At 37.5% G+C, this 13,292-nt stretch carries 13 protein-coding genes; 2 read left to right on the forward strand and 11 right to left on the reverse strand.

Translation table 11 applies throughout. From position 1 onward, the window contains the following. Positions 1-5: 5 nt before the first annotated feature. The 11 genes from ACYT32_RS00250 to rpsN all read right to left on the reverse strand — a co-directional run bounded on the left by ACYT32_RS00250 (position 6) and on the right by rpsN (position 10,885). The gene (locus tag ACYT32_RS00250) at positions 6-869 is read right to left on the reverse strand and encodes an ABC transporter permease (protein WP_395263932.1); all 864 of its coding nucleotides are present in this window, start codon (positions 867-869) and stop codon (positions 6-8) included. After that, positions 862-2,073: a quaternary amine ABC transporter ATP-binding protein gene (locus ACYT32_RS00255; protein ID WP_395263933.1), complete on the reverse strand. Its 1,212-nt coding sequence runs from the start codon at positions 2,071-2,073 to the stop codon at positions 862-864. Before ACYT32_RS00255 ends, ACYT32_RS00250 begins: the two co-directional genes overlap by 8 nt. Positions 2,074-2,438: 365 nt before the next feature. Then, positions 2,439-3,407, reverse strand: coding sequence for an electron transfer flavoprotein subunit alpha/FixB family protein (locus ACYT32_RS00260; RefSeq protein ID WP_395263934.1), 969 nt, complete (start codon positions 3,405-3,407; stop codon positions 2,439-2,441). Between the two features lies 1 nt (position 3,408). Next, positions 3,409-4,206 (reverse strand): electron transfer flavoprotein subunit beta/FixA family protein, encoded by a 798-nt coding sequence (locus ACYT32_RS00265; RefSeq protein WP_395263935.1) that lies wholly within the window; start codon positions 4,204-4,206, stop codon positions 3,409-3,411. A gap of 9 nt (positions 4,207-4,215) precedes the next feature. Further along, positions 4,216-5,340 (reverse strand): acyl-CoA dehydrogenase family protein, encoded by a 1,125-nt coding sequence (locus ACYT32_RS00270; protein WP_395263936.1) that lies wholly within the window; start codon positions 5,338-5,340, stop codon positions 4,216-4,218. A gap of 336 nt (positions 5,341-5,676) precedes the next feature. Continuing rightward, positions 5,677-6,945 carry a D-alanyl-lipoteichoic acid biosynthesis protein DltD gene (gene dltD, locus ACYT32_RS00275; protein WP_395263937.1) on the reverse strand — a complete coding sequence of 423 codons (1,269 nt, stop codon included), beginning with the start codon at positions 6,943-6,945 and terminating at the stop codon, positions 5,677-5,679. A gap of 3 nt (positions 6,946-6,948) precedes the next feature. Next, positions 6,949-7,188 (reverse strand): D-alanine--poly(phosphoribitol) ligase subunit DltC, encoded by a 240-nt coding sequence (gene dltC / locus ACYT32_RS00280; protein ID WP_395263938.1) that lies wholly within the window; start codon positions 7,186-7,188, stop codon positions 6,949-6,951. Positions 7,189-7,199: 11 nt separating this feature from the next. Continuing rightward, a complete protein-coding gene (dltB, locus tag ACYT32_RS00285) occupies positions 7,200-8,420 on the reverse strand; it encodes a D-alanyl-lipoteichoic acid biosynthesis protein DltB (protein ID WP_395263939.1) in 1,221 nt (406 codons plus the stop codon). Further along, positions 8,413-9,933 carry a D-alanine--poly(phosphoribitol) ligase subunit DltA gene (gene dltA, locus ACYT32_RS00290; protein WP_395263940.1) on the reverse strand — a complete coding sequence of 507 codons (1,521 nt, stop codon included), beginning with the start codon at positions 9,931-9,933 and terminating at the stop codon, positions 8,413-8,415. The genes dltB and dltA overlap by 8 nt, the downstream gene beginning before the upstream one ends. Before the next feature lie 21 nt (positions 9,934-9,954). After that, positions 9,955-10,104, reverse strand: a complete 150-nt coding sequence (locus ACYT32_RS00295) for a teichoic acid D-Ala incorporation-associated protein DltX (protein WP_395263941.1) — start codon at positions 10,102-10,104, stop codon at positions 9,955-9,957. Between the two features lie 511 nt (positions 10,105-10,615). Beyond that, positions 10,616-10,885 carry a 30S ribosomal protein S14 gene (gene rpsN / locus ACYT32_RS00300; protein WP_395263942.1) on the reverse strand — a complete coding sequence of 90 codons (270 nt, stop codon included), beginning with the start codon at positions 10,883-10,885 and terminating at the stop codon, positions 10,616-10,618. A gap of 301 nt (positions 10,886-11,186) precedes the next feature. Between rpsN and ACYT32_RS00305 the strand changes: the two genes are divergently transcribed. Both ACYT32_RS00305 and ACYT32_RS00310 read left to right on the forward strand, forming a co-directional pair. Continuing rightward, complete coding sequence (locus ACYT32_RS00305) at positions 11,187-12,026, forward strand: hypothetical protein (RefSeq protein ID WP_395263943.1); 840 nt, start codon at positions 11,187-11,189, stop codon at positions 12,024-12,026. A 162-nt stretch (positions 12,027-12,188) separates the two neighbouring features. Next, the gene (locus ACYT32_RS00310; RefSeq protein ID WP_395263944.1) at positions 12,189-13,265 is read left to right on the forward strand and encodes a GDSL-type esterase/lipase family protein; all 1,077 of its coding nucleotides are present in this window, start codon (positions 12,189-12,191) and stop codon (positions 13,263-13,265) included. Positions 13,266-13,292: the final 27 nt, after the last annotated feature.

The following is a 13,292-nucleotide window of genomic DNA, read 5'->3' on the forward strand; positions in this document are numbered from 1 at the left end:
CCCTCCTAATGTTTTCTGCGTGTTCTAGTTAGTGATTGAGTCAATCGGTCCAAGATAATAGCTAAAATAACGATCGCTAAACCTGCGGCAAAACCATTACCAGCGTCGTTTCGACCTACGGCAAAGTAAACTTTCGTTCCTAAGCCCATAGCACCGATCATTGAAGCAATAACAACCATTGAAAGTGATAGCATCATACTTTGGTTGACACCAGCCATTAAACTAGTTTTAGCAATTGGCAATTCAACTTTAAATAATTTTTGCCATTCAGTAGAACCAAATGAATCAGCGGCTTCAATCAATTCATCCGGTACCTCACGGATACCCATATTCGTCATTCTAACTGTTGGTGGCATCGCAAAGATAACTGAAGCGACGATACCTGGCACCATCCCGATACCAAACAGAGCAACTGCTGGAATCAAGTAAACAAAGGCCGGCATAGTCTGCATGAAATCAAGGATCGGTTTCAAAATAACTTCAGCAGTGTGACTCTTAGCCATTAAAATACCAAGTGGTATTCCGATAACTAAGGCAATCAAACTGGAAGTTAGAACTAGCGTTAAGGTCTGGGTCATATCACGCCAAAAGTCTAAGTTCCAAATCAATAACAAACCTAGGAATTCAAAAATCAAGAGTCCCCAGTTTTGTTGATCCCGGTTCACATAATATGTGAGAGCTAATACAATTACGATAAATAACCAAATTGGAATCAAATCAAAGACCCATTGAAAGGCACTGTTGATCGAACCAATAAAATTAGTAATGGCATTGAAAAAGCCAGTAAATTGAACTAACCAATCAACGAATTTGTCGATCCAATTAGCAAGTGGTATTTGTGGAATACTATTTAAGAAGAGACTATTCAAAATCGCTCACCTCATTTCCGGCTAAAGCACCTAAGACGGCACCACGCACAATGATTCCCATCAATTGTTTCTTATCGTTGATAACGGCAAATGGGATACCGGTTTGTGAAATATCATCCATTAAGTCTGAAATAGGCGTATCTTCTGACGTTGTTGGTACTTTCGTTTGAACAATTGAAGTTAAATCACCATTCTTTTCGCGAGCCAATTTGATCACATCATTCGCATCGACGATACCAAGTAAATTACGACGTGAATCAATGACATAGGCGGTTGAAACTTCATTGTCTTTCATCAACTTCAAGGCTAGTCTTGGACCAGCTTTTTCAATGTTGACAACTGTTGGACGAATCATAACATTACCGGCGGTAAGGACCTTACTACGGTCAACATTTTCAATAAATTCTTCAACATACTCATCAGCTGGATGAGTCAAAATATCTTCTGGAGTTCCAGTTTGAATTACTCTGGCATCCTTCATGATCATGATTCGATCACCAATTTTCAAGGCTTCGTTCAAATCATGACTGATGAAGATAATGGTCTTATGTAATCTTTCTTGGATATCCAATAACTGATCTTGCATATCAGTTCGGTTCAATGGATCCAAAGCTGAGAAAGCTTCATCCATTAAGAGAATTTCAGGATCATTGGCTAAGGCTCGAGCTAATCCAACTCGTTGTTGCATCCCACCTGATAATTGATCAGGATACTCGTCGTTATAGCCTGTGATACCAACTGTTTCTAGTGCTTCTTTAGCTTTCTTTTCGCGAGTCGCTTTATCGACACCTTGAATTTCCAAGCCATATTCAGTATTTTCCAAAACAGTTCGATTAGGCAAGAGGCCAAAGTTTTGGAACACCATACTCATTTTCTTTCGGCGAACTTCACGAAGTTCTTTTTTGTCGATCTTCATTAGGTTCTCACCGTCGATCAAAACCTCACCTTCAGTAGGTTCGATCAAACGGTTGATCATTCGGACTAAAGTTGACTTACCACTACCGGACAGACCCATGATGACAAAGATTTCTCCATCATAGATTTTGAAATCAGCTCGGTCGACACCTAAAGTGGCACCCGTCTCCTTCAGTATTTCTGCTTTATCTTTTCCTTGACGGCTTAACTCTTTAGCTTTGGCAATATGTTTACCAAAGATTTTCGTTAAATTGTTGACTTCTACTTTTGTACTTTTTTGAGTACTCATTAAATCCCCCATTCTTGGAATTGAAAAAAATGCACTTTCTTTAAATGAAATATGCATTAATTGTAAATAAAAAAGCTATTATTTAAGCAATGCAAATAACAGCGAACTATATAACCCTAACAAATATAATTTTCTTATGCAAATTATCAGTTTTGCTGTAAGCATTTTTATGGACAAAAACGACCTAAATTTGATGTAAAAATTTAACGCGCTATCCCATGCTTCATCTTACTTTGCGAGTTTTATTTGCCATGATGATAAATTAAAATAAAAAAATCTTATTTAAATTACTAAAATCAACTTAAAATGCCCCCTGATTCTAGTTTTTAGAATCAAGAGGCATTTGTTTTCGAGACGTTATTTGTCTAAAGAATTGCTTCGAGTGCTTTTGAAAATTCATAAGCATTGCCGACAAAGTAATAATCTGAAGACTTAAATATTTGGGCATTGGCATCAGTATTAGCTGAAACCACTACCTTAGCATTACTGATTCCGGCAGTATATTGTACCGCACCAGAGATACCCAAATTAATCAACAAGTCAGGGGCAATAGTTTGACCACTCTGACCAATTTGTTCTTTAACCGTATATTTATCCAAATCAGTTAACGGACGAGTTACTCCAATCGTAGCATGAAGTTTTTGGGCAAGACTTTCGGCCATTTCAATTCCAGATTCAGTCTTATCACCTCGACCTAAAGCAACAACCCTATTGGCTTGGGAAACATCGTCACTAGTTTCTTTTGGCAAGTTTTCACTTACAACCGTCAATTGAGTATCTTTTTCCCAGTCCAAGTCCTTGATTTCTTCAATCTCAGTCTGAGGATTGGCAACTTTTTCTGCTGCGAAAACATTAGGACGGGCCGTGACCATCTTCGGTTGATGATTAGGAATCGTAATCTCACACATGATGTTATCACCATATGAAGGCTTCGTTTGAACTAAGAGATTGCCTTCAAATTTTAAGTCCAAACAATCAGCTGTTAGACCAGTTCTTAGTCGAGCTTGTAATCTGGGGGCAACCGACCTGCCAAAAACAGTAGCTGGAAATACCAAGGTATTAGGTGTGCCCAGCTTCTTGATCAAATTATCCAAGGCATTAGTTAACTCCAAATCATCGCCGGCAACTAAATCGTCATCTTTTATCACTAGGATCTTGTCGGGACCATATTCAGTAATGGCTTGTTCCAAATTTGCCGAAGTTTTTTCGATCAAGATCACGACGAGTGGATCATGACTGATCTGTTTCATTTTAGTTATTAGTTGGTAAGTAACTGGATTGACTTTGTCTAATTCTGTTTCAGCAAACACCCAATTCTCTTTGATCACTGCCATCTTAATCTTCCTCCGTCAAAATATTTTGTTTTCTCAAGGCGTCAACTAACTCACGAGCCGCCTCAACTGGGTCATTGGACAATTTGTGACCCACCTTTGTCTTCTTTTCTGGTGAAGAGATTGAACGGACGATTGTTGGTGACCCTGCTTGTCCAACACGTTTTTCTTCAAGATTCAAGTCAGCTGCATGCCAGGTCGTCAAAGGTTTGTTGAAACTCTTGGCGATCTCTACCACATTGGTATATTCTGGCTGATTGATCGAATCTGTTACTGTTAACAGCACTGGCAACTGAGCGGTAATTCTTTGAGCCACGGTATCCAAGTTTCGGTCGATCACTAATTTATCGTTATTAGCCTCGACTTTATTAGCGTAAGTCACTTGAGGCATACTTAATAATTCTGCCATAATTGGACCTACCTGACCTGTATCAGCATCGACTGATTGTTGTCCTAATAAGACTACATCTACGTCGCCAATCTTTTCGATTGCTTGAGCTAAAACGTAACCAGTGGCTAAAGTATCGGCCCCAGCAAAAGCTCTATCTGACAGTAAGATTGAACTATCTGCACCTAGAGCTAAAGTTTCACGTAAAGAGACCGCAAAATCATTTGGACCCATGGTCATTGTGATCACTTCGCCGCCGACACTCTTTTTTAAATCGAGTGCCGTCTTGACTGCGTGTAAGTCATAGGGATTGATTACACCGCCTAAGCCGCGACGATCGATATTCTTAGTTTTTTCATTAATCTTTACATTGGTAGTTTCTGGCACTTGTTTAATACAAACAACTATTTTCATAATAACCTCCTAGGCCCGATTCTTTGCTTCAATCAAAGCAATGGCTGTCCGCATCTTTTCGACAGTTCCTTCAGCTAATTCCATTGCCCGAGCGTCTCTGATCAAGTGTTCCACTGGATAATCTAAACTGTATCCATAGCCGCCTAAAACTTGTAAGGCATCATCGCCTGACTTGACTGCACTACGACTACCATAAGCCTTGGCCATTGCAGCCTCTTCTTCATAGTCTTGGCCATGATCTTTTAACCAAGCTGCCTTTTGGTAGAGTAATTTCGTTGTCTCTTTAGCAATAGCAATATCAGCCACTTTACGCTGAATACCTTGCATTTGAATAATCGGTGTATCAATGGCCTTACGATGCGTGGCGTAGTCAGTCACAATGTTCAGCTCATGTTCCATGATACCGGTCAAAACGGCCCCCATTAAGATTCGAGCATCATTATGAGCACTGTCGCCGATTTCTTTTCCCATTCCAACTTTGCCTAAAAGATGGTTCTCATCAACTTCAATATTATTCATCACAATTTCGCCAACTGGCACACCAGTAAGACCTAAGAAGTTTTCTTGCTTACCATATTCAAATCCTGGCATGTCCTTGTCCACAACGAAAAATGACAACTCTGTTGGTGCAGTTTTAACTAAAACGCAATAGATCTCAGCTAATCCACCATTAGTGATCATAATTTTATCACCATTAATGATCCACTTGTCGCCATGTTTTTCAGCATGTGAGGTTATCCCCAACGGATTTGAACCACCACTTGGTTCAGTCATTGAAAAGCCAATGATTCTCGACTTAGCTTGTGGCAAATATTCATCTTTTAGAGCTTGATTTCCATACTTAACGATTTGATCGATCAACTTGAAATGACCTTCTAAAGTTACACCTAAGCTGGCATTCCCACGAGCAATTTCATTGATCATGGCCGCAGTGGTCTCACCATCAAATCCAGCTCCACCGTACTCTTCTGGCAACATCGTGCTGAGAAAATCAGCTTGTTTAATTTTATCCAAAAGATTATTGACATAAGAACGGGTATGATCGATCTCCATGTCATATGGTGCAACTTCATTTTCAGTAAAAGCCTTGACCATTCTTAAAAGGATTTCTTTACTCATCTGTTTTTGATCCATCAGCTTACTCCTCACATGTTAATTTATTCACAAATATCTATAAAAAAATATCACAGCAATATTCTAATAAAATAATAATAAGGCATTAAATAGTAATTGTAAATATAATTATAATGTATCGAATTACATATAAATATTAAAAAAGGCTGGCAGTAGGCATAACCATTTTTAACTTTAATCTTGCGTAAAAAACAGCTTCTTTCGCTTAACCCAAATAGAGCGGCAACTCAAAAATCGAGTTACCGCTCTATTTACTTAATACTGAAAGCTAAAAGTGTTTTGTTATGCTCTCCTTATTTAGCAAAACTAGAAAGCTGAACTTTTTCTTTTAACTTTTTATTTGTTATTTGAAAAGTCTGTATTATTAGCCCACTTGTCAGTTAAGAAGTAGCTGTCCATCTTATATTGGGTATTCTTGGGATTAGCCTTCTTATCTTTGTAATAATCTTTCAAATGACGATCTAACAATAACCAACCACGCCAGCCCATATGAATCGTATCTTCGGCGATATAGTTGGGATTTTTAAGTTCGGATAAATCAACAATATTATTGAATCCTTGAGATCTCAATTGATACTTGATCTTGGTGTCAAAATTAGTGATTGTGCTCATTGGCATCCCTGTATACTTGACCCAATATGGGTTAATTGGTTGAATCACAAACAATACTTCGGTCTTATTTTGAGCAAACATATAAAGTAAAGCTTGGAAGTCATTGTATTCAGGCGAATGAGTATAAGTTACGTGTCGATGAGCATTGCGATAAGTTTCCATTCGTTTTCTCAATTGCTTGTCATAGAACTTATTACCAATCTGATAGGCATTATCATTTGAATGTTCTTTAGCCATCTTGATAGCTAATTTATTCAATTTTTTATAATTATACTTGTCAGGCAATTTGCTAGCTGCATCGCTGATGACATCTTCATGATCATTCATCGAGATAGAACCAAACAGATCATCTTGGCTCTTTAAGCTAGAGCGGGCAAATCTTTGAATATAAAAGCGTTCAAACGAAGTAATTTGCTTACCAGCAGCAATTCTTTCTAAAGCCTCATCCTCAATGGGTCCTTTATCGACACCCAAATCAAGGATTCGATTGGCAACATACTTATTCATGGCCTTATCACCATGATCAGAATTCAAAATAAATCCTGTCAATTGCAAGGGCGATAAGAAGTACTTAAAAGCATCGGCTGGGACACCGGTTTTGGTAAACCACTGGGGCGAAATAATAAAAACAGCTTTATTTCCCTTGAGGTTTTCCATTCCACCAACATTCATTGCTTGAGTGAGCGAAGCCGTACCTGGATTACCAAGTAAAAATGGCTTGTTCTTCCAATGATATTTTTGCGCCATGGAAGATGGATGGAACGGATCCATTCTAGAAAGTTCCGATGAACCAATGATAGGAATGTAATTCTCTTTCTCAGCGGCGTTCTTCACGCTCTCACCTTTAAGAACTCTAACATCCAATGAAGTAGCAGCTTGTCTAACTTTTTGTGGTGTTAAGGTCTTAAAGTTGATTGGAGTCCAGAGAAGCAGCATTAAAGCCACTGCGGCAACTATAACAGGTCCAAAAATCATCCATAACTTTTTTTTCATAATCTATTCCAATTCTTGTACTTGTTGAGCAATTTTGTTAACTGTTGACCATTGTGAACGATCAAATTCTGAAACTGGTACCGTAATACCAAATTCATCTTGTAAGTTAACCAAAACTTCTACAGTTGCCATTGAATCAAGCACACCATCTTTAAATAGATCTTGATCAGCATCTTGACCAGCGTCGTCCAAACCTGTTACATCCTTTAAAATATCAATTACCTTTGTTTTAATTTCATCCATAATAAACTCTCCTAACTAAACCATAATTTGTCGAAAAATCCTGAAAAGATCAGGAAACTGAAACATACGATATTAAACGTCAAGAATATCGCAAATGCTTGCGTAAACTTGTTGCTTGGAATACTGTCGCGATGTTTCTTTTTATATCTGAGCCATGCATCATTTATAATCATTGCGCATGCATGGAAAATACCATAAACAATGTAATACCAAGTCTCACCGTGCCAAAATCCCATGATCAAGAATAAGGTCACATAACCAAGATTAGCGATAGTAACTTTATTTTTGATCCACTTGTGTTTAATGATCGTAAACATCAAACGCATATAAATGAAATCACGGAACCAGAATGAAAGTGTCATGTGCCATCTATTCCAGAAATCTTTAATATTCTTGGACTTGAAAGGCGCATTAAAGTTCATTGGTGTCTTGATACCCATGAAATTACTGATTGAAACGGCAAATAATGAATAACCAGCAAAATCAAAGAATAAATACATACTGTATACGTACATGTACGCTAATACCCACCAAGATAATCCCAGTGGAGCAGAATCTTTGTACGACAATGCTAAGAGTTGAACTCGAGGAAGCAATAATGTTCCAAAGAAGTATCCGATGATGAACTTGTAAAGCAAGCCTTTCATTAAATAGTTAACACCATTTCTCATCAGCTCAACATACTCGTCCCGACTAGGAACCTTATCGACATCTTTTTGAAAACGTCTGAAACGGTCGATAGGTCCAGAAGTAATAGTTGGGAAGAATAGTAAGAATCGGCCAAATTCGTATGGGGTAATTTTTTTGATCGAACCATCACGAATTTCCATAATAACTTCAACCGATTTAAAGGTTAAATAACTGATACCCATGAATCCAAACAAAGAAATAGTTTGATTATTTAGCAATGGGTCCAGTTTGACGAAGACCAAAGGCACGATTGCCAAGACAACGAACAGAGTAAAGATCCAGAAATCGTTATGTTTTTTCCGATATGACAGATAGATGGAAACAAGGATTATTTCGAATAAAACGTAGCACAGTAATGAAATACCTTGCTTCATATTGCCACCGAAAAATGCTGTGGCTAAAATAACGACCGTTGCGAAGAAGTCATAAATTCTGAAACGTTTACCAAACCACAATCCGATGATTATGGGCAGTAAAAGCAACATTAAGTAGATAAAATAGTGGGGACTGCTGTAAGGCGTGATATTTGTAAAATTACCCATTAATTTCGCCTATCAAAGTCTTTCTATCGATCTTGCCGTTTTTACTGATTGGTAGTTGCTTTACAAACTTCAACACATTAGGAATCATATATTCCATTGTGGTTTCTTTTAGTGAATCTTTAATATCAGAACTTAAGTCGTTTTCGTCGTCATCTTCAAATTGATCTTCAAGAACGATACAAGCAATCATCTTGCTGACTTGATTCTTGTTGTTATATAGCGGAACTGTACATGATTGTTTAACTTGTTCCAAATTACCAAGCATTGAGTCGACTTCTTCAAGTTCGATTCGGTAACCATGCATCTTGATTTGGAAGTCAGTTCTACCATGATAGAATAACAATCCATCATCAGCAGCACTGATCATGTCACCTGTATGATAGAAAATTTTACCGTCAATTTCTTCGAAGGCTTTTTCAGTTTGAGTAGGATTGTTCAAATAACCCTTAGAAACATCCGGACCACTGACAAGCAATTCACCAGTCAAACGGCCGGTCTTCTCATCCACAGCACCATTGATACGATAATCCATATTTGACTTCAAATAACCGATTGGTAAACGGTCAAACTTTTCTAACGCTGCTTGATCGATTTGAATTGAGGTGATTGCCACAGTATTTTCAGTTGGGCCATAAGTATTGTAGAGCTTCGCATCAGGGAATTTCTTTAATAGTTTTTTGGCCGTAGCATGGGTTAATTCTTCTCCACAGAAGATGAATTTATTCAACTGAGGCATATGTTCGGCATCAAAGCCACTAAACAAAAGACACATTTCAAAGAATGATGGTGTAGATACCCAAGTATTGAAGTCAGAATTAACGATTGCCTCTTGTAACAAACCGAAATTCTTAGTTGTATCTTTGTCGACAACGTTAAGTGTTACGCCACTCATCAAGCCTGGATAAATATCAAAGACTGACAAGTCAAATGAAAATGGTGCTTGCAACAACATACTCATCTCTGAGTTGTAGTCAAATTCCTCTTGGGCCCATTGTGAGAAATCTAAGATATTATTAGTACTAATTTGGACACCCTTTGGCGTACCAGTAGTACCTGAGGTAAAGATAATATAGAAGTTATCATCAGGCCCGACGCTACGGCTGTCATCATAAATATTGTTCTCTGAGGCAAAAACTGTTGTTAATTCATCTTTAGAAACTTGAGGTGTATCGACTCCAAAATCACTAATATCACTCCAATTGAGGATCAGAGCTGGGTTAGCAACTGAATCGATTTGAATAATTCTCGAAGGATCTGAGCCATCATCAACTGGAATATAAGCATGTCCAGCCTTGATAGCACCTAAAAACATTACTAACATTTCAAATTGTTGTCCACCGAAAATAATAATTGGACTCTGAGCAGGTAAAAACTTATCTTGCAAGAAACTTGCGACACGATCAGACTTTTGCAAAAGTTCTTGATAAGTATGCGTCTCATCACCATTTCGATAGCAAATTTTTTCTGGTGCTTGTAATGCAGCGGTGGTGATTTTTTCAATAATTGTATTCATAAACTTTTTCCTTTCGTCCTGCTAGAATTCGTTATAAATAAATTTGGCACTTCCAACGCCGTTATAACCGTAGATATATAGAAGCACTATGAAAATAGCGAAAAATACCACTGTTTTAATAATGAACATTGTCACTGGCTTCTTCAAAAAATTGATAAAGTCATTTTTCATAAATCAACACCTCACGAAAGAGTTTGCCTAAGTGGAAACTATATCAACGCCTGTATATACTTCCCATATAAACATTATAATAAAAAAGTGATAGTCGTAATTGGCATATTTTGTAAATTTTTTTTTACAATTTCGCCAACTTATTCAGTTGAAAAACTGGTAGCATGTTTAAACACGTTTATTATATAAGAAACACTAGCTCCTTTTCAAAATATACGCATTGTAACTGTTTTCATTCTATTCAAATATTTTCACGACTAGTTTTCACACTTTATTAACGTGTTTTATTATCAAGCGACTGTATATAAAAGTAAATAATTGAATCCCATAATTACCAAAGTGTTAGTCTCATGTGACAGTTTTGTAAGGTGGAGATTTTCCTGATAAAAAGAGCGGCAACTCAAAATTGAGTTGCCGCTCTTTTTACTATTAATGCCCGGAAACTAAACGAATTTTGCCCCGCTCTCATTAAAAGTGATATGATACTATTCAAATTTATGTAAATTTGGTTTTACCAACTGGCTTTTCTAACACCAGGGATCTTTCCTTCGTGAGCTAACTTACGAAAGTTCAAACGGGACATCCCAAATTTTCTCAAATAAGCGTGGGGACGTCCATCACTCCAATCACGTGAATGTAATCTTACTGGTGAAGCATCCCGAGGTAATTCGCTTAGCCCCTTGTAATCATGTTTGGCTTTCAATTCCTGTCGAATTGAAGCATAACGTGCAACTGTTTCCTGTAGCCGCTTTTCACGTTCAATTTTTGCTTTACGTGCCATTTATTAACTAGACTCCTTTTTATACTTTATATAGTAGAAAGTCTTCGCTAGTTTTTTTATCGTCATCACAAACTTAACAATAGAACGGTACAATAGCAAATAAATTGATTACTTGCAAATAATAAGTTTTTCCAAAAAAAAAAAATAAAATCAATAGTGAACGCCTACATCAGTGCTTTATTCCATTTTAGATAAAAAACATTTATCAATAACGATACAAATTAATCTTGATATTTTGCTAGAATTTAAGCATAGGGAAAGCTCAAAAAGACTTTCAAAAATCAAGTTAGGAGGGCGACTAATGAAACTGTTCAAAAGTATTGCAAGTTTGCTTTTTTTGACTAGCCTTAGTTTGTCCCTCGCACCCACCGTTACAGCCCAAGCTGCTTCTACAACTTCAAGTATGCCGATAACATACTCGGCAATAACAGCATCCGATACTGCCGCCAGTTCTACATCTGCAGCTGCTACTCCTACTGATGATACAACCACTGCTACCGTCGATAGTACGGGCAAAGCGCAAGCAACTTCCCAAGTTACAGTAAACGTAGTCTCAGGGGTCTTAACATTAGAAGCGGTCCCTGACTTTAATTTTGGAAAAATGGTAATCGGTGATACTAAAAAACTAGTTAATAACACCGTTGATTCATCTGATTTTGTTGTTGATGATGGGACTAATAATTCCACTGCTACTGCCGGTCGTGATGGTAATGACAGTGGCTTATTAGAAGTAATCGATTCACGTAATTATTCTGAAACTGCGCCTGGATTCTCACTCTCAGCTTCACTTAGTGTGTTGCATCCCACCCAAAGTGATACAGATACAAGCTCACTTATTGCAATTTTGGATCTAAATAAAATTGCATTATTGGACGATGACAACAATAATGTTTCGAACAATGCTACGGAACTATATACCCAAAAGGTATCTCTTAGCAGTGATCAGGCTGCAGAAAACGTTATTAATCTACAACCTGGTGAATATAACGGCGGACTTATTAGTGCTAAATTCAATACCCCCGATACAGCTAGTTTACATATTCCTAAAGACGGTAACAATAGTACTACTAAACCATCTTCAAGAAATATGAATGCTGTCGTAACTTGGACCTTGAATGCTGCACCAACAAAGACTAACTAGTCAAATTCAATTTTAAGTAATAACTCATAGAATTCCCGTTCGAGGATTTTATGAGTATTTTTTTGCAAAAAAAATACAAAAATATAACTAATTGTCAGTTTAAAATGTTTAAACATGCTATCATTAAAGTAATTCAAACACCTGTAAAAAGAAGGGTCGATAATGATTGCAACAACTACTTGGAAACATAATTTTTCAAATTATCAAAATATTGACAAGATAAACCAATCCGGTCATCAGTCTCTAGCAATTTTTCAACCGCTGGCTTCTCACAAACTTCGTTTACAATTTTGCACCTTATACGATGAAAAACCATTACATATTTCCAAGCTGACTATTTATTCTAAAGATCAGCCCCAAACAGTCATCACTAAGGATGGTCAAAGCGATTTTTCGATTGAGCCTCGAATCACTGATTGGTCTGACTGGATCAATTTCAATCTGCTTGGCGATGCATATTTATCAATCGAATTGGATTCACCTAATCAAACGGTTCATACCATTGGATCAACTATCTCAAATCAACTGCTTAAGACAAGCGAAACTGATCCGACAGTAGCGAAATATTTCTTTGGTATCTGTGGATTACAAGTCCAGACTAATCAGAGCTATCGGCGCATTGCATTTTTTGGTGATTCTCTAACTAACCAGGGTAACTTTTCCGCCCCATTAGCTTATAACTTGGAGAAAGACTTTCAAATTATGACTGCTAACTATGGCATCTCCGGCAACCGTCTCCTTCATCCGGGCCACAGTACTTCACAATGGTCAACAAGCTTTGGCGAAGCGGGATTAACCCGATTTGACCATATGTTGATCGATTATCAACCCCATATCGTTATCTTTATGGAAGGAATCAACGACTTATTGCATCCTGGCACTGGTACACCCATGAATGAATTACCTAGTAAGTCCGCTGTGATTACAGCTATTAAACTCTTAAAAGAAAAATGCCGACAACAAAACATCAAGTTTATCCCTATGACGATCACTCCCGCACAAGGTAATATCAATGCAGACGTTCAAGCTTGGAGTCCAACAAAAGAAGCTCTCAGAAAAGCTATCAATCAAGAGATTTTAACAATGCCCCACGCGATTGATTTGGATAGTCTGACTAGTCATGACAATCGCTTAAAACCTGAATTCGATTGTGGCGATCACGTTCACTTCTCTACTGCAGGAGGTAAGTTAGTTGCAAAGTATGTCCAGCAACAACTGATTAGGCAAAAAATGATTTAATTTTTAACAGTCCAGTCAGTTCTATAA

The organism is Companilactobacillus sp. FL22-3 (genome assembly GCF_054881455.1).

What these genes read in the sequence shown, in the direction of transcription:
- ACYT32_RS00255 (WP_395263933.1), bottom strand. Translation starts at nt 2,073, where the DNA reads ATGAGTACTCAAAAAAGTACAAAAGTAGAAGTCAACAATTTAACGAAA.
- dltA (WP_395263940.1), bottom strand. Translation starts at nt 9,933, where the DNA reads ATGAATACAATTATTGAAAAAATCACCACCGCTGCATTACAAGCACCA.
- rpsN (WP_395263942.1), bottom strand. Translation starts at nt 10,885, where the DNA reads ATGGCACGTAAAGCAAAAATTGAACGTGAAAAGCGGCTACAGGAAACA.
- dltC (WP_395263938.1), bottom strand. Translation starts at nt 7,188, where the DNA reads ATGGATGAAATTAAAACAAAGGTAATTGATATTTTAAAGGATGTAACA.
- ACYT32_RS00305 (WP_395263943.1), top strand. Translation starts at nt 11,187, where the DNA reads ATGAAACTGTTCAAAAGTATTGCAAGTTTGCTTTTTTTGACTAGCCTT.
- ACYT32_RS00265 (WP_395263935.1), bottom strand. Translation starts at nt 4,206, where the DNA reads ATGAAAATAGTTGTTTGTATTAAACAAGTGCCAGAAACTACCAATGTA.
- ACYT32_RS00295 (WP_395263941.1), bottom strand. Translation starts at nt 10,104, where the DNA reads ATGAAAAATGACTTTATCAATTTTTTGAAGAAGCCAGTGACAATGTTC.
- ACYT32_RS00260 (WP_395263934.1), bottom strand. Translation starts at nt 3,407, where the DNA reads ATGGCAGTGATCAAAGAGAATTGGGTGTTTGCTGAAACAGAATTAGAC.
- dltD (WP_395263937.1), bottom strand. Translation starts at nt 6,945, where the DNA reads ATGAAAAAAAAGTTATGGATGATTTTTGGACCTGTTATAGTTGCCGCA.
- dltB (WP_395263939.1), bottom strand. Translation starts at nt 8,420, where the DNA reads ATGGGTAATTTTACAAATATCACGCCTTACAGCAGTCCCCACTATTTT.
- ACYT32_RS00270 (WP_395263936.1), bottom strand. Translation starts at nt 5,340, where the DNA reads ATGGATCAAAAACAGATGAGTAAAGAAATCCTTTTAAGAATGGTCAAG.
- ACYT32_RS00310 (WP_395263944.1), top strand. Translation starts at nt 12,189, where the DNA reads ATGATTGCAACAACTACTTGGAAACATAATTTTTCAAATTATCAAAAT.